We start from the raw sequence: 26,115 nt of genomic DNA on the forward strand, positions 1-26,115 counted from the left end.
GGAATTGAAGCCCCTTAGGATCCGTTGGGTGGGGTGAGAGTACTGACAGATGCTCCCACCGGTACGCAGCAGTCTCCAGAGACGAGGAATCAAGCCGTGAGCGACGTCCGTAACGTGATCATCATCGGGTCTGGGCCCGCCGGCTACACGGCGGCGCTCTACACCGCGCGCGCGTCGCTGAAGCCGCTGGTCTTCGAAGGCGCCGTCACCGCGGGCGGTGCCCTGATGAACACCACCGAGGTCGAGAACTTCCCCGGCTTCCAGGACGGCATCATGGGCCCCGAGCTCATGGACAACATGCGCGCCCAGGCCGAGCGCTTCGGTGCCGAGCTGGTCCCGGACGATGTCGTCGCCGTCGACCTGTCGGGCGAGATCAAGACGGTCACGGACACCGCCGGCACCGTGCACCGTGCCAAGGCCGTGATCGTCACGACGGGCTCGCAGCACCGCAAGCTCGGCCTCCCCAACGAGGACACCCTCTCCGGGCGTGGCGTCTCCTGGTGCGCGACCTGTGACGGCTTCTTCTTCAAGGACCACGACATCGCCGTCATCGGCGGTGGCGACACCGCGATGGAGGAGGCCACCTTCCTCTCGCGCTTCGCCAAGTCCGTCACCATCGTTCACCGCCGGGACAGCCTCCGGGCCTCCAAGGCGATGCAGGAGCGGGCCTTCGCGGACCCGAAGATCAAGTTCATCTGGGACAGCGAGGTCGCCGAGATCAAGGGCGACCCGAAGCTGGCCGGTCTGACGCTGCGCAACCTCAAGACCGGCGAGACCTCGGAGCTCCCGGTGACCGGTCTGTTCATCGCGATCGGTCACGACCCGCGCACCGAGCTCTTCAAGGGCCAGCTCGACCTGGACGGCGAGGGCTACCTGAAGGTCGCCGCGCCTTCGACCCGCACCAACGTGACCGGCGTCTTCGGCGCCGGTGACGTCGTCGACCACACCTACCGCCAGGCGATCACCGCGGCCGGTACCGGCTGCTCCGCCGCCCTCGACGCCGAGCGCTACCTCGCAGCCCTTGCGGACAGCGAGACCGCGGCCGCCACCGTCTGATCACCCAGCTCTCCCCACCGCACCAACAAGTTAAGGAGCCCGCCGTGGCCGGCACCCTCAAGAACGTGACCGACGACTCCTTCGAACAGGACGTCCTCAAGAGCGACAAGCCCGTCCTGGTGGACTTCTGGGCCGCCTGGTGCGGCCCCTGCCGCCAGATCGCCCCCTCGCTCGAGGCCATCGCCGCCGAGCACGGCGACAAGATCGAGATCGTCAAGCTCAACATCGACGAGAACCCGGCGACGGCCGCCAAGTACGGCGTCATGTCGATCCCGACCCTGAACGTCTACCAGGGCGGCGAGGTCGCCAAGACCATCGTCGGAGCGAAGCCGAAGGCCGCGATCGTGCGCGACCTGGAGGACTTCATCACCGAGTAGTCGGCGACGGTGCCGTACAGGCGCCGTGTGTTTCACGTGAAACACGAATGGGCCAGCCCGAGCGGGCTGGCCCATTCGCTTTCCCGGGGGATGCCGGGCGCTGAGCCGAGGATGCCGGGCCGTCGGAAGGACGCGTCGGTCCCGGGACACGAACGGTGCGGGCGGCCGCCCCTCACAAAGGACGGAGCGCAGGCTCCTTCTGCACGGCTCCGAGAAGCCGGTCCAGCGCCAACTCCACGTCTTCCTTCCAGGAGAGCGTCGTCCGCAGTTCCAGGCGCAGGCGGGGATGCCTGGGGTGAGGGCGCACGGTCTTGAAGCCCACCGCGACGAGATGGTCGGCGGGGAGCACACAGGCGGGTTCTTTCCACCGGGCATCTCCGAAGGCCTCGATCGCCTTGAATCCCCGGCGGAGCAGATCCTTGGCCACTGTCTGGACCAGCACCCGGCCCAACCCTTGTCCCTGATAGCCCGGCATGATGAACGAGGTCATGAGCTGAACCGCGTCCGGCGCCACGGGGCTTGTGGGAAACGCCGTGGAACGGGGGACGTAGGCCGGCGGCGCGTAGAGCGCATAGCCCACCGGCACATCGTCCACGTAGGCGACTCGGCCGCAGGATCCCCAGTCCAGCAGAACCGAGGAGATCCACGCCTCCTTCTCCAGGGCGCTCGTACCCGCCTTTACCGCGGCTTCACCGCGGACAGGATCCAGTTCCCAGAAGACGCACGCCCGACAGCGCTGGGGAAGGTCCTGAAGGTTGTCCAGCGTGAGCGGTACGAGCCGACGCCCCATGAAGGCTGTTCCTCGCTTCCTTCGCCCGCGGCGTCACGGGCGGCTGTCAGATGGCTCCGCTCTCTGAGCAGGCTGCCGACGAACCCGCCGACCGCTCCCAGACCCAGACCTGCGGTCACCAGTCCGGTACGGCTCACGCTCTGCATGACCCTCGCCTCCCCGATGAAGGTGCTGCCAGGTGGATGCGCCATACCCATCGCATCGTATCCACGATGCGATTCCATCGATACCGCCAGAAAGCAAAGAGCGGGCCGTATTCCGGCACACGCCGGACACGGCCCGCTCTTCCGGTGAACCCGATCGGACATCGGGCCACCAGAAAGCCGTCTCAGCTTTCCACGTCGTCGGAGTCGTCGTCCAGAAGGCTCTTCTGAAGCACCGGACCCTCTCCCGGGGCGAGGGAACCGAGGATGCGCTCAAGGTCTTCCATCGAAGCGAACTCGACAGTGATCTTCCCCTTCTTCTGCCCCAGGTCGACCTTCACCCGGGTCTCGAAGCGGTCCGAGAGGCGGGTGGCCAGATCGCTCAGCGCCGGAGAGAGCCGACTGCCGGCCCGCGGCCCCTTGGAGCGCTGAGCCGTCTGCGGGCGGGACCCCATGAGGGTCACGATCTCCTCCACGGCCCGCACCGAGAGCCCCTCGGCGACGATGCGGTGAGCCAGGCGGTCCTGCTCCTCCGAGTCGTCGACGGCGAGGAGTGCCCGCGCATGCCCCGCGGAGAGAACTCCGGCAGCCACACGACGCTGAACCGACGGAGAGAGCTTCAGCAGACGCAGAGTGTTGGAGACCTGAGGACGCGACCGTCCGATCCGGTCCGCCAACTGGTCGTGCGTGCAGTTGAAGTCCTTGAGCAGCTGGTCGTAGGCCGCCGCCTCTTCCAGCGGGTTCAGCTGAGCCCGATGGAGGTTCTCCAGCAGCGCGTCCAGGAGAAGCTTCTCGTCCTCCGTGGCTCGCACGATCGCAGGAATGGCTTCAAGCCCCGCCTCACGGCAAGCCCGGAAACGACGCTCTCCCATGATGAGCTCGTAGCGCCCGGAACCCACCTGGCGCACGACGACCGGCTGGAGGAGTCCGACCTCCTTGATGGAGGTGACCAGCTCGGCGAGAGCGTCCTCGTCGAAGACCTCACGCGGCTGCCGCGGATTCGGCGTGATGGTGTCGAGGGGCAGCTCGGCGAAGTGGGCGCCGACGGGAGCCTGAAGCGTCTCCAGTGATCCGTTCGACGACACCTCCTCCGTTTCATGTGAAACAGACGGCAGCGTGGTCACCTTCGCCGCAGCCACCCCGCGCTCCGCCGTGAGCACGGGACCGGCGGTCGGCGAGGAGGGTGCCCCACTCGCCGAAACACCCGGTCGCTCACCTGTCGGAGCCGCAGGGATCAGCGCGCCCAGGCCCCGCCCCAGACCCCGTCGTCGGTCGCTCACTGGATCCCCTCCACCATGTTCTGATCGTTCTGTCCGCCCACATGGGCATGTTGCGCGTCGTACGCCACTCCGACTCCTCGCAGGGCGATTTCGCGCGCGGCCTCAAGATACGAGAGAGCACCGCTCGAACCCGGATCGTAAGTCAGAACCGTCTGCCCGTAACTCGGGGCCTCCGAAATACGCACCGAACGCGGAATGCTCGTCCGCAGCACCTCCTTGCCGAAGTGACTGCGCACCTCCTCCGCGACCTGGGACGCGAGGCGGGTCCGGCCGTCGTACATGGTGAGCAGAATCGTCGAGACGTGCAGGTCGGGATTGAGGTGCCCTCGCACCAGGTCGACGTTGCGCAGGAGTTGCCCCAGGCCTTCGAGCGCGTAGTACTCGCACTGAATGGGGATGAGCACTTCCGCGCCGGCGACCAGAGCGTTGACCGTCAGCAGGCCGAGCGACGGCGGGCAGTCGATGAGGATGTAGTCCAGCGGCTGCTCGTACGCCAGGATCGCTCGTTCCAGCCGGCTCTCACGGGCCACCAGCGACACCAGCTCGATCTCCGCACCGGCGAGATCGATGGTGGCGGGGGCGCAGAAGAGGCCCTCGACATCAGGGACCGGCTGAACGACCTCGGAGAGCGGCCTGCTGTCGATCAGCACGTCGTAGATCGATGGAACCTCTGCGTGGTGGTCGATCCCCAGCGCCGTGGAGGCATTGCCCTGAGGGTCGAGGTCGATCACCAGGACCCGGGCGCCGTGCAGGGCCAGCGAAGCGGCAAGGTTGACCGTGGTCGTGGTCTTACCCACCCCGCCCTTCTGGTTGGCGACCACCATGACTCGGGTCTGCTCGGGCCGTGGCAGGCCCTCACCGGCGCGACCTAGCGCCTCCACAGCCAGTTGGGCAGCACGACCGATGGGAGTGTCGTCCATCGGGGGCGGTGTTTCACGTGAAACATCCTCCCCCATCGACTCGGTACGGGGACCGGGGACCGGATCGGTCATCGGTCCCGCGATGTTGGCGTCGGACCGCAAGGATTCACTCTCCTCGACTTCAGGCTCGCAATGAACAGAGCCTCCCATGCCATTGGGGTCGTGAACCAGCGAGGCCCGTTCTTCTGTGGAGAAATCCACCTCTGTGGACAACTCCACACCCCCTCCGAGTGACCCGAGCGGCCTCCGATCGCGAGGTTCGGCCGCAGCTCGGCCGCGACTGATGATGCCGTGCAACAGTGAGCGACGTTTCACGTGAAACACGATGCCGAGCCACTCGGGTCATCGCGGCGCGACACTCCGATACGTACAGGTTTGTCAGCTTTTGTCGAATAGACCTCACCATCGAGACCGATCCCATCGGAGTGAGAAACAACTCCTGGCCCCGAACGGAAAACTCCCGACCCTCTCGCGAGAGAACCGGGAGTAGTGATGCTCACATCGACCAGGATCAGCGTCGGCGGCGCGTCCGGCCCGTCCTGGCGGCCTTGGCCCGCTTCGCCGCGAAGCGAACACCGCCGGGGCTCTCGCCGACCTCCACCCGCACCACGGTGGACATCGGATCCACGATGCCCTCACCGACATGGAGGATGGAGGTCTCCACGGCACCGAGCTTGCTCAGCGCCGCGGCAGAGGCTTTGAGCTCCTCCTCGGCCGTGTCGCCCTTGAGGGCCAGCATCTCGCCGTACGGGCGCAGCAGCGGGACACCCCACGTCGCCAGCCGGTCGAGCGGAGCGACCGCCCTGGCGGTCACCACATGAACCGGCTGGAGCGTGCCCATGACTTCCTCGGCGCGGCCGCGTACGACGGTCACGTGGTCGAGGCCGAGCAGTTCCACGACCTCGGTGAGGAAATTGGTCCGGCGCAGCAGGGGCTCGAGCAGTGTGATCTTGAGGTCCTCCCGGACGAGCGCCAAGGGGATGCCGGGCAGCCCCGCACCGGAACCGACGTCGCATACGGTCACGCCCTCGGGCACGACCTCCGAGAGCACCGCGCAGTTCAGCAGGTGCCGCTCCCACAGCCGGGGCACTTCCCGCGGGCCGATCAGCCCACGCTGCACTCCCGCCTCGGCCAGCAGTTCCGCGTACCGGACCGCGTCCGCGAAGCGATCACCGAATACCTCGCGCGCCTGCTCGGGCGCGGGGGGAAGCTCCGCTGCCTCCGTCACGGGGGACCGTCCTTCCGTACCGCTTGAGCGCACTGAGCGCTGATCACCAGGACTATCAGGCTGACAAAATTCGGCCCCGTCTGCGCAACAGACGGGGCCGAAGGAACGTACGTACCAATCAGGCGGGGAGCACGACGACGAAGCGCTGCGGCTCCTCGCCCTCGGACTCGCTGCGCAGGCCGGCGGCCTTGACCGCGTCGTGCACGACCTTGCGCTCGAAGGGCGTCATCGGGTCCATCTTGACCGGCTCACCGGAGCTCTTGACCTCGGCGGCGGCCTTGGCGCCCAGCTCGGAGAGCTCCTCGCGCTTCTTGGCCCGGAATCCCCCGATGTCCAGCATCAGCCGGCTGCGGTCCCCGGTCTCCCGGTGCACGGCCAGGCGAGTGAGCTCCTGGAGCGCTTCCAGCACCTCGCCGTCACGGCCGACCAGCTTCTGCAGGTCGCGGCCGCCCGAGTCGCTGATGATCGAGACAGCGGCGCGGTCGGCCTCGACGTCCATGTCGATGTCGCCGTCGAGATCGGCGATGTCGAGCAGACCCTCGAGGTAGTCCGCCGCGATCTCGCCTTCCTGCTCCAGGCGGGTCAGGGTGTCGCCCTCAGCGGCGGCGGAGGTGGTGCCTTCCGTCACGGGATGGACTCCTTCTTACTTCTTGGACGGGGACTTGGGCCGCTGCGGGCCCTTGCGCTGTCCGGACTGGGCCTTGCTGCGGGTACCGGTGCCGGGCTTGCTACCGCTTCCAGAGGCCGGCTTCGCGGCGGAGGAGGGCTTGGCATCCTGCGGCTCGTCGGACTTGCTCAGCGACATCTTCGGCTCCGCGTCGTCCGCCGGCGCGCTGCTGGACGCCACGCCCGACTGACGCTGCGCCTTGGTCTGGCGCTTCGGCTGCTGACGCTTGGGAACGGCGGCCGCGGTGGTCGTGGTGCCGTCCTCGGACTCGACGACCGTCGTGTTCTCGCCGGCCACCACGAGGCCGTCGGGCTGCGCCACGAGACCCGCCTTGGTCAGGCCGTTGATGAACTTGCGCTCGAACTCGTTGCGGTCGCGGCCCTTGGCGACGATGGCCTTGACGATCGCCTTCTCGCCACGTCCGCGGGTCTTGCCGTGCTGCGTGACGTGCTTCTGCAGGCGCTCCAGGTACGCGGCCTGAGCCTTCGAGCCCGGGGTCGGGTTGTTGCGGATGACGTACATCTGCTGGCCCATGGTCCACACGTTGGTGGTCAGCCAGTAGACGAGGACACCGACCGGGAAGTTGATGCCGAAGACGGCGAACATGACCGGGAAGACGTACATCAGCATCTTCTGCTGCTGCATGAAAGGCGTCTTCACCGTGGTGTCGACGTTCTTCGTCATGAGCTGACGCTGGGTGTAGAACTGCGACGCCGACATCAGCACGATCATGACCGCGGTGACGACACGGACGTCCATCAGCGAAGCACCGAGCGCCTCGACCGTGCTCTGGCTGTCCGTGAACTTCGCGGCGAGGGGGGCACCGAAGATGTGCGCCTTACGGGCACTGGCCAGCAACGAATCGTTGATGACACCGATCGTCGAGCCCGTGGCGATGGCGTTGAGCACGTGGTACAGCGCGAAGAAGAACGGCGACTGGGCCAGGATGGGAAGGCACGAGGAGAGCGGGTTGGTACCCGTCTCCTTGTACAGCTTCATCATCTCTTCGGACTGGCGCTGCTTGTCGTTCTTGTAGCGCTCCTGGATCTTCTTCATCTCGGGCTGCAGGGTCTGCATGGCCCGAGTGGCCTTGATCTGCTTCACGAAGAGCGGGATCAGGCAGATTCGGATCAGGATCACCAGGGAAACGATGGACAAGCCCCAGGCCCAGCCCGTGTCGGGACCGAAGATCTCCCCGTACACGGCGTGGAACTGGACGATGACCCAGGAAACGGGTGTCGTGATGAAGCTGAAAAGGCCGGCAATCGTGTCCACTAATCAAGCTCCTTGAGCATGGGACGGGGTCTCAGCGGCCGGGCTCGGGGCAGTGGTGTCCCCGGTGGCCGGTTCGGCGGAGGTCCCGCCCTTGCGTGCACGCCAGGCGTTACGCAGCAATTCGTGCCACCGCGGTCGCTTGCGTTGCGGAACATGGTCCACACCGCCCAGCGACCACGGATTGCACCGGAGGATGCGCCAGGCGGTGAGTGCCGTTCCCTTGATCGCACCGTGCCGGTCAATGGCTGTGTAGCCGTATCGGGAGCACGACGGGTAGTACTTGCAGACCGGCCCGAGCAACGGGCTGATCGTCCACTGGTACAGCTTGATGAGAGCAAGCAGTGGGTACTTCATCGCGCGCCCCCTCCCAGCAGCCGCTGCAGGGCGGCATCCAGGTCTCGGGCCAGCTGTTCATGGTCGGCGTCACCCGCACCGGGCAGCGCTCGTACGACTACCAGGCTACCGGGGGGCAACAGGGCGACTCGGTCGCGCATCAGATGGCGAAGTCTGCGCTTCACCTTGTTGCGTACGACGGCTCCGCCCACGGCTTTGCTCACGACGAAACCCGCACGCGTCGAGGGAGCGCTCTCCCCAGGCGCGTGCGGGTCCGTTGCACCGCTACGTAGATGGACGACGAGAAGCGGGCGTCCGGCCCGGCGTCCTCGGCGTACCGCGGTCGCGAAGTCTTCGCGCCGCCTCAGCCGATGCTCGGTAGGCAGCACGAGATCATGACCTGTAAGTAATCAGGCGGACAGGCTGGCGCGACCCTTGCCACGGCGGTTCGCGAGAATCGCGCGGCCGGCACGGGTGCGCATCCGCAGGCGGAAGCCGTGGGTCTTGGCGCGACGACGGTTGTTCGGCTGGAAGGTGCGCTTGCTCACTAGGGGGCTCCAGAAAGAATCGGTGGTGGCGGGGTGCCGCCCTGGCTGTCACCGTGCGCCCACGAGGAAACTCGCATTACGCCCGAGTGCACCGCTTCCCGATCACGCTTCGCGATCTGTGCCCATCGGAGGCAGGCGGCAGCAGCCATCGACAACTCGACCTGGTTACGGTACGCGCGGCTACGCCATCCGGTCAAACCAACCGCCGACGGGGGACACTATCCACAGGCTGGGGACAACAACTTGAACCGCACCCGTCGCCCTGACTACCGTGGCTGAACTCCGTTTCGTTCACTTCTCGCCGCCCCAGCGGTTTTGTTCCCCCCGCCCCAAGCGACTGAAATTCCCAACCTGTTCCCAGAACCACACGTTCATGGGACCCGTGAGAGAGCGTGCCCCGTGGCTGACGTACCTGCCGATCTTGCCGCAGTGTGGCCACGCGTACTGGAACAACTTCTGGGCGAGGGCCGCGGACAGGGTGTCGAGGTGAAGGACGAGCACTGGATCAAGCGGTGCCAGCCCTTGGCCCTGGTGGCGGACACCGCTCTGCTCGCCGTCCCCAACGAGTTCGCCAAGAACGTACTGGAAGGCCGTCTCGCTCCGATCGTGAGCGAGACGCTGAGCCGTGAGTGCGGGCGACCCATCCGCATCGCCATCACCGTCGACGACTCCGCGGGCGAGCCCTCGATGCCCGCGCCGCCCCGCTACGAGGAGCCCGAGCTCCCCGCCGGACCGGTCCAGGGCCGTGACCCCTACGAGGGCCAGGGTCGTGACGACCGCGGCGGCTACGACAGCGGCGCGTACGACGGCACACAGACCCGGGACGACCGCGGGGGGTACGAGGGCCAGGGACGGGAGGACCGCGGCGGCTACGACGCCGGCCAGGGCCGTGACGACCGCGGCACGTACGAGCCGCAGGGCCGTGACGACCGCGCTCCGTACAACTCCCGCCGCGACGGATACGAGGGCTACGGCCGCCACCGCGCCGACGACCACCGCGGCGGCCGCGCCGAACAGCTGCCCGGTGCCCCGGGCGACCAGCTGCCGACCGCCCGTCCCGCGTACCCGGACTACCAGCGCCCGGAGCCGGGTGCCTGGCCGCGCCACTCCCAGGACGACTACGGCTGGCAGCAGCAGCGCCTCGGCTTCCCCGAGCGGGACCCCTACGCCTCGCCGCAGGACTACCGGCCCCAGTCGGTGGAGCGCTCGCCCTACGAGCAGCGCCAGGACTACGACCAGCGCTCCGACCGCCGCGATCTGCCGGACCCGTCCGACAGCGGTCAGGGGCGCAGGGGCGGCCCCTCACTGCCGTCCGTGGGCGGTGCCCCCGGGTCGAAGTCCGCGCAGCCCGCGCCGTCGCCGGGCCCGGGCGAGCCCACCGCGCGGCTGAACCCGAAGTACCTCTTCGACACGTTCGTGATCGGCGCCTCGAACCGCTTCGCGCACGCCGCCGCCGTGGCCGTCGCCGAGGCACCGGCGAAGGCGTACAACCCCCTCTTCATCTACGGGGAGTCGGGGCTCGGCAAGACGCACCTGCTGCACGCGATCGGGCACTACGCGCGCAGCCTCTATCCGGGCACCCGGGTGCGGTACGTGAGCTCGGAGGAGTTCACCAACGAGTTCATCAACTCCATCCGCGACGGCAAGGGCGACAGCTTCCGCAAGCGGTACCGGGAGATGGACATCCTGCTCGTCGACGACATCCAGTTCCTCGCGGACAAGGAGTCGACGCAGGAGGAGTTCTTCCACACCTTCAACACGCTCCACAACGCGAACAAGCAGATCGTGCTCTCCAGCGACCGGCCGCCCAAGCAGCTGGTCACCCTGGAGGACCGGCTGCGCAACCGCTTCGAGTGGGGTCTGATCACCGACGTCCAGCCGCCCGAGCTGGAGACCCGTATCGCCATCCTCCGCAAGAAGGCGGTGCAGGAGCAGCTCAACGCCCCGCCGGAGGTGCTGGAGTTCATCGCGTCCCGGATCTCGCGCAACATCCGCGAGCTGGAGGGCGCGCTGATCCGGGTGACGGCGTTCGCGTCGCTCAACCGGCAGCCGGTGGACCTCGGTCTGACGGAGATCGTCCTCAAGGACCTGATCCCCGGCGGCGAGGACTCGGCCCCCGAGATCACCGCGACCGCGATCATGGCGGCCACCGCCGACTACTTCGGCCTCACGGTGGACGATCTGTGCGGGTCCTCGCGCAGCCGCGTCCTGGTGACGGCACGGCAGATCGCCATGTACCTGTGCCGTGAGCTCACCGATCTGTCCCTGCCGAAGATCGGCGCGCAGTTCGGCGGCCGCGACCACACGACCGTGATGCACGCGGACCGCAAGATCCGCGCGCTGATGGCCGAGCGCCGCTCCATCTACAACCAGGTCACCGAACTCACGAACCGCATCAAGAACGGCTGACGGAGGCCGGCGCCGACCGGCGCCGTCCGTGCCCGAGGGCGCCCAGGGACATCGTCCCTGGGCGCCCTTCGCCGTTCCCGCCCGCCTTTTCCGCCCACCCGGTCCCGGCCCTCCCGGGCCTCGCTCGGGCACCGGGAGGCCGGGACCGGGGCCGAGGACCGCGCGCCCTGCGACGTCCGAAGGCGCTCCCCGAGGGCTCCGGAGCCGTGTTCCGAGGGCTTCGAAGCCGTGTTCCGAGGGTTCCGGCATCGGTGTCGGCGCTACCGACCCGACACCTGCTGTTCGAATCCGAGCCGGGTTACGGCCGCTCTCCACAGATGTGGTGACTTTTTTCCGTCCACATCCTGGGGACTGGGAAGTTGTCCAGATTGTTTCCACAGGTAGCACTGTTGAAAGGTCATCAGGCCAGGTCAGCAGCCTGTGGATTCGTGGATGAAGACTCTCCACAGCCTGTGGACAAAGAAAAGATCCACCGGCTGTGCGCAAGGTTGTCCACCGGCGGCCCACAGGCTGAGGTCAGTTGTCCCCAGCGATCTCCAGCTTCTCCACATCACTGTCCACTGTTCGGCAACGCGCCACGCCATCTCACCGCGTCGAGTGAAAGGCGTCACACCGAGGTGCCGGATTGGCCTGTGGGGAACGTGGGTAAAGCTGGGGACGACGTTGGGGAGAAGTCGCCCCCGGCTGTGGACCGAGTGTGCAGAACTTTTCGTCGTCCACAGATACCCCAGGTTGTCCACCGCCTCTACCCACAGGGTCGGTGGACAAAAAATCGCCTCTGAGCTGCGAAAACGGGGTTATCCACGGTTTCCACAGGCCCTACTACTAAGACCAACTAGAGAGAGCCTGGAAACCGTTTCGAAGTGGGGGCTGTGCACAACTCGCTCTCGGACGCTCGACTGCCGCTCGGCACGACTTGACCCCGAGGGGCAACGACTGTCAGCGCGGTGCGTCAGACTGGTCCCCGGTGTCCTTCCCCTCAGCGGTCGGAGCGACACCGAGTCAGACGACGAAGGCCAGCAGGGCGAGAGCGCCGGCAACAGACGGAGGCGGCAACGGTGAAGATCCGGGTGGAACGCGACGTACTCGCGGAGGCAGTGGCCTGGGCGGCACGCAGCCTCCCGGCCCGTCCGCCGGCTCCTGTGCTCGCAGGCCTCCTCCTGAAGGCCGAGGAGGGCGCACTGAGCCTCTCCAGCTTCGACTACGAGGTCTCGGCGAGGGTCTCCGTGGACGCGGAGATCGACGAAGAGGGCACGGTTCTCGTGTCCGGCCGGCTCCTCGCGGACATCTGCCGGGCGCTGCCCAACCGGCCGGTGGAGATTTCCACAGACGGTGTACGGGCGACGGTGGTCTGCGGCTCCTCGCGGTTCACACTCCACACCCTGCCTGTGGAGGAGTACCCGGCACTGCCCCAGATGCCGTCGGCGACCGGCACCGTCCCCGGTGAGGTCTTCGCCTCCGCCGCCGCCCAGGTGGCCATCGCCGCCGGGCGCGACGACACGCTCCCCGTGCTCACCGGTGTGCGCATCGAGATCGAGGGCGACAAGGTCACCCTGGCGTCCACCGACCGGTACCGCTTCGCGGTCCGCGAGTTCCTGTGGAAGCCGGAGAACCCCGAGGCGTCCGCGGTCGCCCTGGTGCCGGCCAAGACGCTCCTGGACACCGCCAAGGCCCTCACGGGCGGCGACAGCGTGATCCTGGCGCTGTCCGGCTCCGGCGCGGGCGAGGGACTGATCGGCTTCGAGGGCGCCGGGCGGCGTACGACCACCCGTCTGCTCGAAGGCGACCTCCCGAAGTACCGCTCCCTGTTCCCGACGGAGTTCAACTCCATCGCCGTCATCGAGACCGCCCCCTTCGTGGAGGCCGTCAAGCGTGTGGCCCTGGTCGCCGAGCGCAACACCCCGGTGCGGCTGAGCTTCGAGCAGGGCGTGCTGATCCTGGAGGCCGGCTCCAGCGACGACGCACAGGCTGTGGAAAGGGTCGACGCCCAGCTGGAGGGCGACGACGTCTCGATCGCCTTCAACCCGACGTTCCTGCTCGACGGCCTGAGCGCCATCGACTCGCCGGTGGCCCAGCTCTCCTTCACGACGTCCACGAAGCCGGCGCTGCTCAGCGGCAAGCCCGCGGTGGACGCCGAGGCGGACGAGGCCTACAAGTACCTGATCATGCCGGTGCGCCTGTCCGGCTGATCCCGGAGCCCGCCGGTCCTGGGGACCGGCGGGCACACCGCGGGCGGGGCATACGTCTGAGCGGGTATGCCCACAGATGTGCGTGAGTTCCACCGGTGCCCGAAAGGCGTGGGTGGTACCCCCCGGTCTAGGCTCGGACCAGGTACGAGAGTGCCCTCACGCCACGTCGCAACCCCTAAGGAACAACTGATGGAGCTCGGTCTCGTCGGCCTCGGCAAGATGGGCGGCAACATGCGCGAGCGGATCCGCCGCGCAGGTCACACCGTCATCGGATACGACCGCAACCCGGACCTCGCCGATGTCCACAGCCTGGAAGAACTTGTGGGCAAGCTCAAGGGCCCGCGCGTGGTGTGGGTCATGGTCCCCGCGGGCGCCGCGACCCAGGCCACCGTCGACGAGCTGGCCGCCCTGCTGGAGCCGGGCGACGTCGTCGTGGACGGCGGCAACTCGCGCTGGACGGACGACGAGAAGCACGCCGTCGAGCTGGGCATCAAGGGCATCGGCTTCGTCGACTGCGGCGTCTCCGGCGGCGTCTGGGGCCTGGAGAACGGCTACGCGCTGATGTACGGCGGCCACGCCGATCACGTCGCCCAGGTACAGCCGATCTTCGACGCGCTCAAGCCCGAAGGCGACTTCGGAGCGGTCCACGCCGGCAAGGTCGGCGCGGGCCACTTCGCGAAGATGGTCCACAACGGCATCGAGTACGCCATGATGCAGGCTTACGCCGAGGGCTGGGAGCTCCTGGAGAAGGTCGACTCCGTCACGGACGTGCGCGAGGTCTTCCGTTCCTGGCAGGAGGGCACGGTCATCCGCTCCTGGCTGCTCGACCTCGCCGTCAACGCGCTGGACGAGGACGAGCACCTGGAGAAGCTCAGGGGCTTCGCGCAGGACTCCGGCGAGGGCCGGTGGACCGTGGAGGCCGCCATCGACCACGCGGTGCCGCTGCCCGCGATCACCGCGTCGCTCTTCGCCCGCTTCGCCTCGCGGCAGGACGACTCGCCGCAGATGAAGATGATCGCGGCGCTGCGCAACCAGTTCGGCGGCCACGCCGTCGAGAAGGCCTGATCGACGCCCCGGGGTCTCCGCACCCGGGGTGACCCGGTTGTCCACAGCCGGGGGAAGAACCTGAGGACCGGGGTCCGCACGGACCCCGGTCGAAACCCGCAACACCCGAAACACCACGCTGGGGGAGGTCGGCGAACGACCATGCACGTCACGCATCTGTCGCTGGCCGACTACCGCTCGTACGCCCGGGTCGAGGTCCCGCTCGACCCGGGCGTCACCGCGTTCGTGGGGCCCAACGGGCAGGGCAAGACGAATCTGGTCGAGGCCGTCGGCTATCTCGCGACCCTCGGCAGCCACCGCGTCTCCTCGGACGCGCCGCTCGTCCGCATGGGCGCCGACCGGGCGATCATCCGGGCCAATGTCCGCCAGGGAGAGCGCCAGCAGCTCATAGAGCTGGAGCTGAACCCCGGCAAGGCCAACCGCGCCCGCATCAACAGGTCCTCCCAGGTCAGACCCCGTGACGTACTCGGCATCGTACGAACCGTCCTGTTCGCACCCGAAGATCTCGCCCTGATCAAGGGCGACCCCGGGGAGCGACGCCGGTTCCTCGACGAACTGATCACCGCCCGCTCCCCGCGCATGGCAGGCGTCCGATCCGACTACGACCGGGTCCTCAAGCAGCGCAACACCCTGCTGAAGTCGGCCGCGATGGCCCGCCGGCACGGCGGCCGCACCATGGACCTGTCCACGCTCGACGTGTGGGACCAGCACCTCGCGCGCGTGGGAGCCGAGCTGATGGCCCAGCGGCTCGACCTGGTCGCGGCGATCCAGCCGCTGGCCGACAAGGCGTACGAGCAGCTGGCGCCCGGCGGCGGGCCCGTCGCCCTGGAGTACAAGGCGTCCTCGCCCGGCGTCGTGGGTCACGCCCGCGAGGAGCTCTACGCACAGCTCATGGCTGCCATGGAGGAGGGCCGCAAGCCGGAGATCGAGCGCGGTGTGACCCTCGTGGGGCCCCACCGGGACGATCTGGTGCTCAAGCTCGGCCAGCTGCCCGCCAAGGGATACGCCTCGCACGGAGAGTCCTGGTCGTACGCGCTCGCGCTGCGCCTGGCCTCGTACGACCTGCTCAGGGCCGAGGGCAACGAGCCGGTGCTGGTCCTCGACGACGTCTTCGCGGAGCTGGACAGCCGCAGACGCGAGCGCCTCGCGGAGCTTGTCGCCCCCGGTGAGCAGGTCCTTGTGACAGCCGCGGTGGACGACGACGTACCGGATGTTCTGGCCGGGACGCGGTACGCCGTGTCCGAAGGCACGGTGGAGCGGCTATGACGGAGAACACATCGGGAACGGGTGGCGAGGGCGCGTCCGGCGCCGGGCCCCGCAAGAAGACCCCGGAGCCGTCCGGCGTCGACCTCGCGCGCGTGGCGCTGCGCGCCGCGAAGGAGCAGGCACGCGCGCGTGGGGACGCTGCCCAGCAGAAGAAGCAGGCGCGGCGCGGCGGTGGCCTGCGCTCCGGCTCCGGTGCCGACGGACGCGACCCCATGGCGCTCGGCGCCGCCATCAACCGGCTGCTCACCGACCGCGGCTGGGAGGCCCCGGCCGCGGTGGGCGGCGTGATGGGCCGCTGGCCGCAGATCGTCGGCGACGACCTGGCCAACCACTGCGTTCCGCTGCGCTACGACGACGACCCCGCCGAGCGGGTGCTCACGGTGCAGTGCGACTCGACCGCCTGGGCGACCCAGCTGCGCCTGCTGGCGCCGCAACTGGTGGCGCGGCTGAACCAGGACCTCGGTCACGGCACCGTGCGTCTGCTCAAGGTCCAGGGGCCGACGGGCCCCTCGCGCCGGTACGGGCCGCTGCGCGCTCCGGGCAGCACGGGTCCCGGCGACACCTACGGGTGACCGGCCCGCGTGGGTCAGCGTCGGCCGGTCCTGCGGACGGTGTACCCGCGCGCACGCCCCTCACAGGGTGGTGACCGGCGTCGTCGCGCCCGCGGGCGACCGTCGGACGATCGGCCGCGCCGGTCCCGAGCGCGGGCGATCCTGACCCCCTCCACGGACGGCTGGCGCGTCAGGGCGTCGACCGCGGTTGATGCAGGCGATGCCGATCGTCTTCGGACCCGGCGATCTCGACCGTTTCCGGGCCGGGTGTTCCACTGATCCGGGAGATCGTGACCGTGCCGGGCCGATGGCCATGGGCGAATTCCGGCCGTCGTCCGGGGCGGTGCCGGGCCCTGCCACGCCCGGGTTCGGGGCGTGTACCGCCGCCGCGGGGCACAGGAGGCGGCCGATCGCCGCAGCCCCGGATCCCTCACCGTTCCCGCCGGTGGATGCCCCTCTGTCCTCCGTGGTTCTCGGTGGCTGTCACCCATGGGGTGCGCCGCTCCGGGTCACCCCCCGCCCGGCAACCCGGAGAACCATCGATATCCGCTGGTCAGATGGGGTATCGATGACTGCTCGAAGGCCACCTCGGCCACCCTGCGGGACGCCGCTCGGCATGCTCCGGGCGACCTCCGCGGGCGACCACGCGCGACGGCGGACGGCGACCTGACCCGTCAGTAGCCGGGGGTTGACACTCGGAAGGGCTGAGTGCCGCTGTAAGCCTCTTTGGGCCCGGGTCCGCATATGGGGAGTCGGGCGAGACCGGTTCAGGGCGGCACATGCGGACTCAGGCACCGGCAAACCCCCATCACTGTCGGCGCTACCGGTAGACTGGAAGCTAATCCCGCCCCACTAGTGGGACGCACCGAGCAACGCTGACTAAGGCTTACCAACGCAACACGCCGCAGCCGCTCCGGCCACCCGCCGGGAGTTCGGCTTGTGCTGTGCCAGAAAGGGCGCTTCGTGGCCGATTCCGGCAACCCCAACGAGAACATCCCGTCCACCGACGCCGGCGCGAACGGCGAGGTCACATCCTCGTACGACGCCAGTGCCATCACCGTCCTCGAGGGTCTGGACGCGGTCCGCAAGCGACCTGGCATGTACATCGGTTCGACCGGTGAGCGTGGACTCCACCACCTCGTGTACGAGGTGGTGGACAACTCGGTCGACGAGGCGCTGGCCGGCCACGCGGACACGATCGAGATCACGATCCTCCCGGACGGCGGCGTGCGCGTCGTCGACAACGGCCGCGGCATCCCGGTGGGCATCGTCGCCTCCGAGGGCAAGCCGGCCCTCGAGGTCGTGCTGACCGTGCTGCACGCGGGCGGCAAGTTCGGCGGCGGCGGATACGCGGTCTCCGGCGGTCTGCACGGCGTCGGCGTCTCCGTCGTCAACGCCCTGTCGAGCAAGGTCTCCGTCGAGGTCAGGACCGACGGCCACCGCTGGACGCAGGACTACAAGATGGGCGTCCCGACCGCCCCGCTGGCCCAGCACGAGGCGATCGCCGACACCGGTACCTCGGTCACCTTCTGGGCCGACGCGGACATCTTCGAGACCACGGAGTACTCCTTCGAGACGCTCTCGCGGCGCTTCCAGGAGATGGCGTTCCTCAACAAGGGTTTGACGATCAAACTCACCGATGAGCGCGATTCGGCGAAGGCCGTCGCCGGGGCGGACGAGGCGGGCGCCGACGAGAAGGACGAGGTCAAGACCGTCACGTACCACTACGAAGGCGGCATCGTCGACTTCGTGAAGTACCTCAACTCCCGCAAGGGAGAAGCGGTGCACCCCACCGTCATCGACCTCGAAGCGGAGGACAAGGACAAGAGCCTGTCCCTCGAGGTGGCGATGCAGTGGAACAGCGGTTACAGCGAGGGCGTGTACTCCTTCGCCAACATCATCCACACCCACGAGGGCGGTACGCACGAGGAAGGCTTCCGTGCGGCGCTGACCTCGCTCATCAACAAGTACGCGCGCGACAAGAAGCTGCTTCGCGAGAAGGACGACAACCTCACGGGTGACGACATCCGCGAGGGTCTGACCGCGATCATCTCGCTCAAGCTGAGCGAGCCTCAGTTCGAGGGCCAGACCAAGACCAAGCTGGGCAACACGGAGGCCAAGACCTTCGTCCAGAAGGCGGTCTACGAGCACCTCAACGACTGGCTGGACCGCAACCCGGTCGAAGCCGCGGACATCATCCGCAAGTCCATCCAGGCGGCCACCGCGCGCGTGGCGGCCCGCAAGGCGCGTGACCTCACCCGCCGCAAGGGCCTTCTGGAGTCGGCGTCCCTGCCGGGCAAGCTCTCCGACTGCCAGTCGAACGATCCCATCAAGTGCGAGATCTTCATCGTCGAGGGTGACTCCGCCGGCGGCTCGGCCAAGTCCGGCCGGAACCCGCAGTACCAGGCCATCCTCCCGATCCGGGGAAAGATCCTCAACGTCGAGAAGGCGCGGATCGACAAGATCCTGCAGAACCAGGAGATCCAGGCACTGATCTCCGCCTTCGGCACCGGAGTCCACGAGGACTTCGACATCGCGAAGCTCCGCTATCACAAGATCATTCTGATGGCGGACGCCGACGTCGACGGCCAGCACATCAACACCCTGCTGCTGACCTTCCTGTTCCGCTTCATGCGCCCGCTGGTCGAGGCAGGGCACGTCTTCCTGTCCCGCCCGCCGCTGTACAAGATCAAGTGGGGCCGGGACGACTTCGAGTACGCGTACTCGGACCGTGAGCGCGACGCGCTGATCGAGCTCGGCCGCCAGGCCGGCAAGCGCGTGCGCGAGGACTCGATCCAGCGCTTCAAGGGTCTGGGTGAGATGAACGCCGAGGAACTGCGCGTCACGACCATGGACCAGGAGCACCGCGTCCTCGGTCAGGTCACCCTCGACGACGCCGCCCAGGCCGACGATCTCTTCTCCGTCCTCATGGGCGAGGACGTCGAGGCCCGCCGCGCGTTCATCCAGCGCAACGCCAAGGACGTCCGCTTCCTCGACATCTGAGTCGGTCTCAGCTGACCGCGTCAGAAAGGATCTTCACCAGCAATGACCGACGAGAACGCACCGAGCAATCCTGAAGCGGGCGACATCGCCATGCGCATCGAGCCCGTCGGGCTCGAGACCGAGATGCAGCGCTCGTACCTCGACTACGCGATGTCCGTCATCGTGTCGCGTGCGCTGCCCGACGTGCGGGACGGTCTCAAGCCCGTCCACCGCCGCGTCCTGTACGCCATGTACGACGGCGGCTACCGGCCCGAGAAGGGCTTCTACAAGTGTGCCCGCGTCGTCGGCGACGTCATGGGTACCTACCACCCGCACGGCGACTCCTCGATCTACGACGCGCTGGTCCGCCTCGCGCAGCCGTGGTCGATGCGGATGCCGCTGGTGGACTCCAACGGCAACTTCGGATCTCCCGGCAACGACCCGGCCGCCGCCATGCGGTACACCGAGTGCAAGCTGAAGCCGCTGTCCATGGAGATGGTCCGCGACATCGACGAGGAGACCGTCGACTTCACGGACAACTACGACGGCCGCAACCAGGAGCCGACGGTCCTGCCGGCCCGCTTCCCGAACCTGCTGATCAACGGTTCGGCGGGCATCGCGGTCGGTATGGCCACCAACATCCCGCCGCACAACCTGCGCGAGGTCGCGGCCGGCGCCCAGTGGTACCTGGAGAACCCCGAGGCCTCCCACGAGGAGCTCCTGGACGCCCTGATCGAGCGCATCAAGGGCCCCGACTTCCCGAGCGGCGCCCTGGTGGTGGGCCGCAAGGGCATCGAGGAGGCGTACCGCACGGGCCGTGGCTCCATCACGATGCGCGCGGTCGTCGACGTCGAGGAGATCCAGAACCGCCAGTGTCTGGTGGTCACCGAACTCCCGTACCAGGTCAACCCCGACAACCTCGCCCAGAAGATCGCCGACCTGGTCAAGGACGGCAAGGTCGGCGGCATCGCGGACGTACGGGACGAGACCAGCTCCCGTACCGGCCAGCGGCTCGTGATCGTGCTCAAGAGGGACGCGGTCGCCAAGGTCGTCCTGAACAACCTCTACAAGCACACCGACCTGCAGACGAACTTCGGCGCGAACATGCTGGCGCTCGTCGACGGTGTGCCGCGCACCCTCTCCCTGGACGCGTTCATCCGCCACTGGGTGACGCACCAGATCGAGGTCATCGTCCGCCGGACGAAGTTCCGGCTGCGCAAGGCCGAGGAGCGCGCGCACATCCTGCGCGGCCTCCTGAAGGCCCTGGACGCCATCGACGAGGTCATCGCGCTCATCCGGCGCAGCGACACCGTGGAGATCGCGCGCGAGGGCCTGATGGGCCTCCTGGAGATCGACGAGATCCAGGCCAACGCGATCCTCGAGATGCAGCTGCGCCGGCTGGCCGCCCTGGAGCGCCAGAAGATCATCCAGGAGCACGACGAGCTCCAGGCCAAGATCCGCGAGTACAACGAGATCCTCGCCTCGCCGGTGCGCCAGCGCGGCATCATCAGCGAGGAGCTCGCCGCGATCGTCGAGAAGTTCGGCGACGACCGCCGCTCCAAGCTGGTGCCCTTCGACGGTGACATGTCCATGGAGGACCTGATCGCCGAAGAGGACATCGTCGTCACCATCACGCGCGGCGGCTACATCAAGCGCACCAAGACGGAGGACTACCGCTCGCAGAAGCGGGGCGGCAAGGGCGTCCGCGGCACGAAGCTGAAGCAGGACGACATCGTCGACCACTTCTTCGTGTCGACGACGCACCACTGGCTGCTGTTCTTCACCAACAAGGGCCGTGTCTACCGCGCCAAGGCCTACGAGCTCCCGGACGCCGGCCGTGACGCGCGCGGCCAGCACGTCGCCAACCTGCTGGCCTTCCAGCCGGACGAGGCGATCGCCGAGATCCTCGCGATCCGCGACTACGAGGCGGCGCCCTATCTGGTGCTGGCCACCAAGGGCGGACTGGTCAAGAAGACGCCGCTCAAGGATTACGATTCGCCCCGCGCCGGCGGCGTCATCGCCATCAACCTTCGTGAGACGGAGGACGGATCCGACGACGAACTGATCGGAGCCGAACTCGTATCCGCCGAGGACGATCTGCTCCTGATCAGCAAGAAGGCGCAGTCGATCAGGTTCACCGCGACGGATGACGCTTTGCGACCGATGGGCCGCGCGACCTCGGGCGTCAAGGGCATGAGCTTCCGCGAGAGCGACGAGCTGCTCTCGATGAATGTTGTTCGACCCGGTACGTTCGTGTTCACTGCCACAGACGGTGGGTACGCGAAGCGGACCGCCGTCGACGAGTACCGCGTCCAGGGTCGCGGCGGCCTCGGTATCAAGGCCGCCAAGATCGTCGAGGACCGTGGTTCCCTGGTCGGCGCGCTGGTGGTCGAGGAGACCGACGAGATCCTCGCCATCACACTGTCCGGTGGTGTGATTCGTACGCGAGTCAACGAGGTCAGGGAGACGGGCCGTGACACCATGGGCGTCCAACTGATCAACCTGGGCAAGCGCGATGCCGTGGTCGGCATCGCTCGTAACGCCGAGGCCGGCCGTGAGGCGGAGGAGGTCGACGGCGACGATGCCGTGGACGAGACCGCCGAAGGTGTCGAGGCCGTCGGTACGGAAGAGGGCGAGCCGTCCTCGGCCGAGTAGCGCGAGGAGTGAATCGTCGTGAGTGGAGCCACGGGCGCCGGATCGACCGGTACGGAAACGGACGGCGGCCGTGGCACCGCCATGGACGGAACTGACTCCCATGACTCTCATGGATCCCAGGGGGGAACTGTGACCGACACCCGAGGCCAGCAGGCCCAGCAGCACGCGGGCGGGCAGGCGGCCCCGGTCGCTCCGGGCGCGCCGCCGGTGGCGCCGTCCGCGGCGGCATCGCCGCTGCCGGGTGAGCGGCACGGGCAGCAGCCCGCACAGCCGTATCACCCGCCGCAGGCGTACCCGGCGCAGACGCCGGCCGGCGCGGTCCGCCGGCCGCGCACGGGCGCGCGGACGACGCCGCGCGTGCGCAAGGCGCGGCTGCGGGTGGCCAAGGCCGACCCGTGGTCGGTGATGAAGGTCAGCTTCCTGCTCTCCATCGCGCTCGGCATCTGCACGATCGTGGCGGCGGCGGTGCTGTGGATGGTCATGGACGCGATGGGCGTCTTCTCGACCGTCGGCGGCACGATCTCCGAGGCGACCGGGTCGAACGAGTCCAACGGCTTCGACCTCCAGTCGTTCCTCTCGCTGCCGCACGTCCTGATGTTCACGTCGGTCATCGCGGTCATCGACGTGGTCCTCGCGACCGCTCTGGCGACCCTCGGAGCGTTCATCTACAACCTCTCCGCCGGCTTCGTCGGCGGCGTGGAGCTGACCCTCGCAGAGGACGAGTGAGGGCGCTTTCAAACGCCCTGCGACTATCGATTTTGGGACTGGCCGCGTCGTGCGCTAATCTTCAGAGGTCAGCGCGCGGGACACACACCGCAAAGCGCGGCGGGGCTATAGCTCAGTTGGTTAGAGCGCATCCCTGATAAGGATGAGGCCACAGGTTCAAATCCTGTTAGCCCCACCAGCGCAAAGGCCCCCGGTCCACACGGACCGGGGGCCTTTGCCATCTACGGCTGACATCAACCCAAGAGGCGCGATGACCGATCCCGCTGAAGTCGAACGCCGGCTACGACGATCCCTATGAACGCGGGAAGCCCGACCGGGCTTCCCGCGACTGGATCTTCATGGGTGGATGCCTCCTCGTTGTGCTCGCGTCGATCTTGATGATGGTGGGGTTTGCGGCGGCGATGGGTGCCCAGCGCCAACCGATGAGTGGACCTTCGGGAGCTCGGCGGGCTTGCCGACCGCCCGGAGGCGTTGCCGCAATGCCGAAGGCCCGGCGACTCGGAAGAGTCGCCGGGCCTTTGCCCTGGGTGCTTTGTACGCAAGTTCGCCGCTACTTCAGGGTGTCTGTGAGGGGGTACGGGCCGCGCTCCACGGAGTGGGGCCCGAGGGGATGCTGAGGAACGGTGGTTCAGGGAGGGGCCGGGAACCGTGAGGCTGAGGAAGTGGCCGGGAACCGTGAGGCTGAGGAAGTGGCCGGGGGCGGCGTCCGTGCTTTCCGCCCCGTACCGAGTTCGCGTACGGCGCTTCCCGCCTGCTGCGGTGTTCGTCCGGCGTCGTTCGTCCGGCTCGTTCGTCCGGCGTCTGTGCGACGTCCGTCCTGTGCCGACCGTGGTGCCTGTTCGTGCCTGCCGAGGCGCCCGACTGGGGGCCTGCCTCGAGGGCCGTCCTGTGCCTGCCGTGGTGCCTGGACCGGCGCCTGTCCCGGCGCCCGGATCGGGGTCGGCTCAGCGCTGGAGCTGTGTCACCGGCGTGAGGGCCCCCAGGGGCTCCGTGCCGGGCGTTGCGGGCGTCTCGGGCCAGGAACAGGCGTCGGGTTCCGCGAGGCCCTCCATGCTGCCGGGAGCGGCGGCCTCCGCCGTACCCTCCGCCGTGCCCTCGTCCGCCGGTGCGCGGTGTCGGCAACTCGGCGAGGAGCCGTGCGCCTCGGCGCGGATGCGTTGCTTCATAGTGGGGGGCAGGGCCCGGTTGTAGGACCAGGTCCAGGCTGCCGGGACCGGGGCGATCGCCGGGGCCGCCACCGAGGACTCCGTGTTGCGGGCCGGGCCGGCCTGCGGTACCGCGGCGGCCGCGGTGGTGGTGACGAGTCCGAGCGTCGTGCACAGCGCCAGGAAGGCGGTGATGATCGCGCTCCACAGCTTCATGACCTTGTTCTGGGTCACGGCCCCTCACTTTCGGGTCGGGCGATTTGCGTACTTTCCTCATGATGTGTATGCGGGCCGTGAAGTGGTGGACCTGCGCCCGTGGCGCGTTGATGTTCAGATGAACACCACCCGGATAGCCGTAAGTGATCGGAAAAGCGCTTGGATGCCCATAAAAGTCGCAGTCTGTGACGGGTGATCACCGTGAGATCGGAGCGGTGTCATCTCGCTCTCCCGCTGTGCGCGGGGCCGCAGTTGGGGGCCGATCCAGGTCACCGATCGATATCGGTCGGTGTGTATAGTCGGGCGCCAGAAGTCCCCTACGTCAACGAAGGACGAGGTCGCGCGGTGAAGAAGCTTCTCCTGGTCGCACTGGCCGCCATCGGCGGGCTCCTCGTGTACCGCCAGATCCAGGCGGATCGCGCCGAGCAGGATCTGTGGACGGAGGCGACCGACTCCGTGCCCACGGGTTCGTGAGGATCGACAACAGTCTCGGAGCAGACCCCGGCCGCCTCGCGGTCGGGGTTTTGTGTTTCCCGGGAGCCCGTCGATTCACGAACGCAAGTGAATCGGTTGCAGAGGCAAAACCCGAGGGCGTTCGGCCGCTTCCTTTCGGCCGCTCCCTCCGATAGCCCGGGTGTCGCGGTGGCCGACGGGGCAGGATGGTCCGCGCCAGGGGGCTTCGACGAGGGGTGGCGCGTGATGGGGCGGCGCACGAAGGGCCGGTGTGCCGGGGGCCGGCGTGCGAGGTCGTGGCACGGCCGGATGCTCGCGGCCACGGCGGCGGCCGCCGCGCTGTGCGTGAGCCTCGCACCCACGGGCCGGGCCGCCGCCGTCCCCTGGACCGCCGATGCGCGGACCACCGCGAAGGGCGCGAGCACGGCCGCCGACGGCACGTCCGGGCCGTACGCCTTCGCCGAGGACGCCATCGCCGTCAAGGGCGCGGCCGGCACGACCGACTCCGTACTCCTTCGGCCCGGCCGGACGTACAAGAGCTCCGTCGGACTCGCGGGGAGGGACGGCAGGCTGTATTACCGCCTCGAACTCGGTGCCGGCTCCGACGCGTACGTCTCCGCCACCGCCGTCCCCCGGCCCGGTGCGACGGTCTCCTACTCGGACGGCCTCAAGGTCTCCCTTCAGGACGCCAACGGCCGCAACTGCTCCTTCACCGGCAGCGCCCACTTCGGCGCCACCCAGAGCCCGCATCCCATCGCCGCCTGGGCCTCCCGCGAGACGAGCGGTGAGCAGTACGCCTGCCAGACGGCGGGAACGTACTACGTGGTCGTCGAACGCACCGGGGCGGCGGGCGCGACGAGCGGTACGGAGGCTCCGGCCGGCACGGAGTCCTCCGCGTCCCGCACCTGGGACCTGGAACTCGGCTATGTGTCGGAGCCCGCTCTGAAGACGGCGTCCGGACCGACGAGCGCTCCGGAGGTCTGGAACTCGGCGTCGCCCGAGCCGCTCGTGGGGGACGCGAAGCACCGCGGCGGCGGCGCGGGATTCAGTGGGGCCGTCCCGCTCGGACAGGGAGTCTGGAAGGACGGCATCAGCCCGGGCCAGACCCGCTTCTACAAGGTGCCGGTCGACTGGGGACAGCAGGTCTACGCGACCGCGGACCTGGGCAGCGCGAGCCGGGGAGAGGGCTCTGTCGGCACCGCCCTCGTCATGTCCCTCTACAACCCGGTGCGAGGCCTCGTCGACGGCGTCGGCTCCGGGTACGACGGCAGCCAGCGTTCCGCCGCGCTCGCCCCCCTGCCTCCCGTCGCTTACGAGAACCGCTTCGCCCTCAACGACCGTGTGAGCGGGATGCGGTTCGCCGGCTCCTACTACCTCGTGGTCCATCTCGCCGCGCAGGTCGCCGACCGCTTCGGCGAGGGACCGTTCGGGCTGACGCTGCGGGTGCGCGTGGCCGGAGCGGCGGGGACGGGCCCTGCCTACGCGGGGAAACCGGTACCCAAGGACGTGTTCACCGTTCCGGTGGGCGGCTCCGACGACGCGGCCGGCGACGGAACGGCGGACGGCGCGGCGGGCACCGGGGAGAGCGGCGGTGGCACCGGCCGCGGCGGCGTCATGAAACTGGTCGCCGCGGGTGGCATCGGCACCGGAACCCTGCTGATGCTGACACTCGGGATGTGGACCGTGATCGCGCGCCGCCGGGCGGTGCGGACCGTCCGGCCCGCGCCCGCGCCCGAAGACGCGGACACGGCCTCGGCCTCGCTGCCGGCACCGGCCCCTTGGGAGCACGGGGCGGCACGGGGCCGGTAGCGCCCGGCGCCGCCTCTCGTTCTTCCCGGACT

The 26,115-nt window shown here is 68.4% G+C and carries 22 protein-coding genes and 1 tRNA gene; 13 read left to right on the forward strand and 10 right to left on the reverse strand.

The features are described 5' to 3' along the window. Positions 1 to 96: 96 nt before the first annotated feature. Both trxB and trxA read left to right on the forward strand, forming a co-directional pair. A complete protein-coding gene (gene trxB / locus OG410_RS21310) occupies positions 97 to 1,056 on the forward strand; it encodes a thioredoxin-disulfide reductase (protein WP_329300643.1) in 960 nt (319 codons plus the stop codon). A 44-nt stretch (positions 1,057 to 1,100) separates the two neighbouring features. After that, the gene (trxA, locus tag OG410_RS21315; RefSeq protein ID WP_328670272.1) at positions 1,101 to 1,433 is read left to right on the forward strand and encodes a thioredoxin; all 333 of its coding nucleotides are present in this window, start codon (positions 1,101 to 1,103) and stop codon (positions 1,431 to 1,433) included. Positions 1,434 to 1,605: 172 nt separating this feature from the next. Here trxA and OG410_RS21320 read toward each other — a convergent pair whose 3' ends face one another. From OG410_RS21320 to rpmH, 9 genes are all read right to left on the reverse strand, one after another. After that, a complete protein-coding gene (locus tag OG410_RS21320) occupies positions 1,606 to 2,223 on the reverse strand; it encodes a GNAT family N-acetyltransferase (RefSeq protein WP_329300645.1) in 618 nt (205 codons plus the stop codon). A gap of 328 nt (positions 2,224 to 2,551) precedes the next feature. Beyond that, a complete protein-coding gene (locus OG410_RS21325; RefSeq protein WP_329300646.1) occupies positions 2,552 to 3,646 on the reverse strand; it encodes a ParB/RepB/Spo0J family partition protein in 1,095 nt (364 codons plus the stop codon). Further along, on the reverse strand, positions 3,643 to 4,716 hold the full coding sequence (locus OG410_RS21330; RefSeq protein ID WP_328674590.1) for a ParA family protein: 1,074 nt from the start codon (positions 4,714 to 4,716) through the stop codon (positions 3,643 to 3,645). Before OG410_RS21330 ends, OG410_RS21325 begins: the two co-directional genes overlap by 4 nt. 361 nt (positions 4,717 to 5,077) lie before the next feature. Then, positions 5,078 to 5,794: a 16S rRNA (guanine(527)-N(7))-methyltransferase RsmG gene (rsmG, locus tag OG410_RS21335; RefSeq protein ID WP_329300647.1), complete on the reverse strand. Its 717-nt coding sequence runs from the start codon at positions 5,792 to 5,794 to the stop codon at positions 5,078 to 5,080. Positions 5,795 to 5,912: 118 nt separating this feature from the next. Further along, positions 5,913 to 6,422: a Jag family protein gene (locus tag OG410_RS21340; protein ID WP_328670280.1), complete on the reverse strand. Its 510-nt coding sequence runs from the start codon at positions 6,420 to 6,422 to the stop codon at positions 5,913 to 5,915. 15 nt (positions 6,423 to 6,437) lie between these two features. After that, on the reverse strand, positions 6,438 to 7,736 hold the full coding sequence (yidC, locus tag OG410_RS21345) for a membrane protein insertase YidC (RefSeq protein WP_329300649.1): 1,299 nt from the start codon (positions 7,734 to 7,736) through the stop codon (positions 6,438 to 6,440). A 3-nt stretch (positions 7,737 to 7,739) separates the two neighbouring features. Then, on the reverse strand, positions 7,740 to 8,090 hold the full coding sequence (yidD, locus tag OG410_RS21350) for a membrane protein insertion efficiency factor YidD (protein WP_326786749.1): 351 nt from the start codon (positions 8,088 to 8,090) through the stop codon (positions 7,740 to 7,742). Next, the gene (gene rnpA / locus OG410_RS21355; RefSeq protein WP_328554536.1) at positions 8,087 to 8,458 is read right to left on the reverse strand and encodes a ribonuclease P protein component; all 372 of its coding nucleotides are present in this window, start codon (positions 8,456 to 8,458) and stop codon (positions 8,087 to 8,089) included. Before rnpA ends, yidD begins: the two co-directional genes overlap by 4 nt. A 21-nt stretch (positions 8,459 to 8,479) precedes the next feature. Then, positions 8,480 to 8,617, reverse strand: a complete 138-nt coding sequence (rpmH, locus tag OG410_RS21360) for a 50S ribosomal protein L34 (protein WP_006381191.1) — start codon at positions 8,615 to 8,617, stop codon at positions 8,480 to 8,482. Positions 8,618 to 9,016: 399 nt separating this feature from the next. Between rpmH and dnaA the strand changes: the two genes are divergently transcribed. The 9 genes from dnaA to OG410_RS21405 all read left to right on the forward strand — a co-directional run bounded on the left by dnaA (position 9,017) and on the right by OG410_RS21405 (position 22,638). Then, complete coding sequence (dnaA, locus tag OG410_RS21365; RefSeq protein WP_329300650.1) at positions 9,017 to 11,026, forward strand: chromosomal replication initiator protein DnaA; 2,010 nt, start codon at positions 9,017 to 9,019, stop codon at positions 11,024 to 11,026. A 1,058-nt stretch (positions 11,027 to 12,084) separates the two neighbouring features. Further along, positions 12,085 to 13,215 carry a DNA polymerase III subunit beta gene (gene dnaN, locus OG410_RS21370; RefSeq protein ID WP_326786746.1) on the forward strand — a complete coding sequence of 377 codons (1,131 nt, stop codon included), beginning with the start codon at positions 12,085 to 12,087 and terminating at the stop codon, positions 13,213 to 13,215. A gap of 189 nt (positions 13,216 to 13,404) precedes the next feature. After that, the gene (gnd, locus tag OG410_RS21375; protein WP_329300652.1) at positions 13,405 to 14,280 is read left to right on the forward strand and encodes a phosphogluconate dehydrogenase (NAD(+)-dependent, decarboxylating); all 876 of its coding nucleotides are present in this window, start codon (positions 13,405 to 13,407) and stop codon (positions 14,278 to 14,280) included. Between the two features lie 141 nt (positions 14,281 to 14,421). Continuing rightward, the gene (recF, locus tag OG410_RS21380) at positions 14,422 to 15,546 is read left to right on the forward strand and encodes a DNA replication/repair protein RecF (RefSeq protein ID WP_329300653.1); all 1,125 of its coding nucleotides are present in this window, start codon (positions 14,422 to 14,424) and stop codon (positions 15,544 to 15,546) included. After that, positions 15,543 to 16,118, forward strand: coding sequence for a DUF721 domain-containing protein (locus OG410_RS21385; RefSeq protein WP_329300654.1), 576 nt, complete (start codon positions 15,543 to 15,545; stop codon positions 16,116 to 16,118). The genes recF and OG410_RS21385 overlap by 4 nt, the downstream gene beginning before the upstream one ends. A 918-nt stretch (positions 16,119 to 17,036) precedes the next feature. After that, positions 17,037 to 19,100 carry a DNA topoisomerase (ATP-hydrolyzing) subunit B gene (gene gyrB, locus OG410_RS21390; RefSeq protein WP_329300655.1) on the forward strand — a complete coding sequence of 688 codons (2,064 nt, stop codon included), beginning with the start codon at positions 17,037 to 17,039 and terminating at the stop codon, positions 19,098 to 19,100. A gap of 42 nt (positions 19,101 to 19,142) precedes the next feature. After that, on the forward strand, positions 19,143 to 21,734 hold the full coding sequence (gene gyrA / locus OG410_RS21395; RefSeq protein ID WP_329300656.1) for a DNA gyrase subunit A: 2,592 nt from the start codon (positions 19,143 to 19,145) through the stop codon (positions 21,732 to 21,734). An 18-nt stretch (positions 21,735 to 21,752) separates the two neighbouring features. After that, positions 21,753 to 22,460 carry a DUF3566 domain-containing protein gene (locus OG410_RS21400; RefSeq protein ID WP_329300657.1) on the forward strand — a complete coding sequence of 236 codons (708 nt, stop codon included), beginning with the start codon at positions 21,753 to 21,755 and terminating at the stop codon, positions 22,458 to 22,460. Between the two features lie 101 nt (positions 22,461 to 22,561). Beyond that, a tRNA-Ile gene (locus OG410_RS21405) sits at positions 22,562 to 22,638 on the forward strand. A gap of 766 nt (positions 22,639 to 23,404) precedes the next feature. On the opposite strand, the gene OG410_RS21410 is transcribed toward OG410_RS21405, so the two are convergent. Then, positions 23,405 to 23,839 (reverse strand): DUF6344 domain-containing protein, encoded by a 435-nt coding sequence (locus OG410_RS21410; RefSeq protein ID WP_329300659.1) that lies wholly within the window; start codon positions 23,837 to 23,839, stop codon positions 23,405 to 23,407. Positions 23,840 to 24,166: 327 nt separating this feature from the next. Between OG410_RS21410 and OG410_RS21415 the strand changes: the two genes are divergently transcribed. Both OG410_RS21415 and OG410_RS21420 read left to right on the forward strand, forming a co-directional pair. Further along, positions 24,167 to 24,295 (forward strand): DLW-39 family protein, encoded by a 129-nt coding sequence (locus OG410_RS21415; RefSeq protein WP_003999697.1) that lies wholly within the window; start codon positions 24,167 to 24,169, stop codon positions 24,293 to 24,295. 288 nt (positions 24,296 to 24,583) lie between these two features. Beyond that, on the forward strand, positions 24,584 to 26,083 hold the full coding sequence (locus tag OG410_RS21420; protein WP_329300660.1) for a hypothetical protein: 1,500 nt from the start codon (positions 24,584 to 24,586) through the stop codon (positions 26,081 to 26,083). Positions 26,084 to 26,115 lie beyond the last annotated feature (32 nt).

It is taken from the genome of Streptomyces sp. NBC_00659 (assembly GCF_036226925.1).
Taxonomy (GTDB): Bacteria; Actinomycetota; Actinomycetes; order Streptomycetales; family Streptomycetaceae; genus Streptomyces.

Coding starts and splice junctions, on each gene's coding strand:
- OG410_RS21320 (WP_329300645.1), bottom strand. CDS start 2,223: ATGGGGCGTCGGCTCGTACCGCTCACGCTGGACAACCTTCAGGACCTT.
- OG410_RS21330 (WP_328674590.1), bottom strand. CDS start 4,716: ATGGGAGGCTCTGTTCATTGCGAGCCTGAAGTCGAGGAGAGTGAATCC.
- yidD (WP_326786749.1), bottom strand. CDS start 8,090: ATGAAGTACCCACTGCTTGCTCTCATCAAGCTGTACCAGTGGACGATC.
- gnd (WP_329300652.1), top strand. CDS start 13,405: ATGGAGCTCGGTCTCGTCGGCCTCGGCAAGATGGGCGGCAACATGCGC.
- recF (WP_329300653.1), top strand. CDS start 14,422: ATGCACGTCACGCATCTGTCGCTGGCCGACTACCGCTCGTACGCCCGG.
- OG410_RS21385 (WP_329300654.1), top strand. CDS start 15,543: ATGACGGAGAACACATCGGGAACGGGTGGCGAGGGCGCGTCCGGCGCC.
- gyrA (WP_329300656.1), top strand. CDS start 19,143: ATGACCGACGAGAACGCACCGAGCAATCCTGAAGCGGGCGACATCGCC.
- OG410_RS21420 (WP_329300660.1), top strand. CDS start 24,584: ATGCTCGCGGCCACGGCGGCGGCCGCCGCGCTGTGCGTGAGCCTCGCA.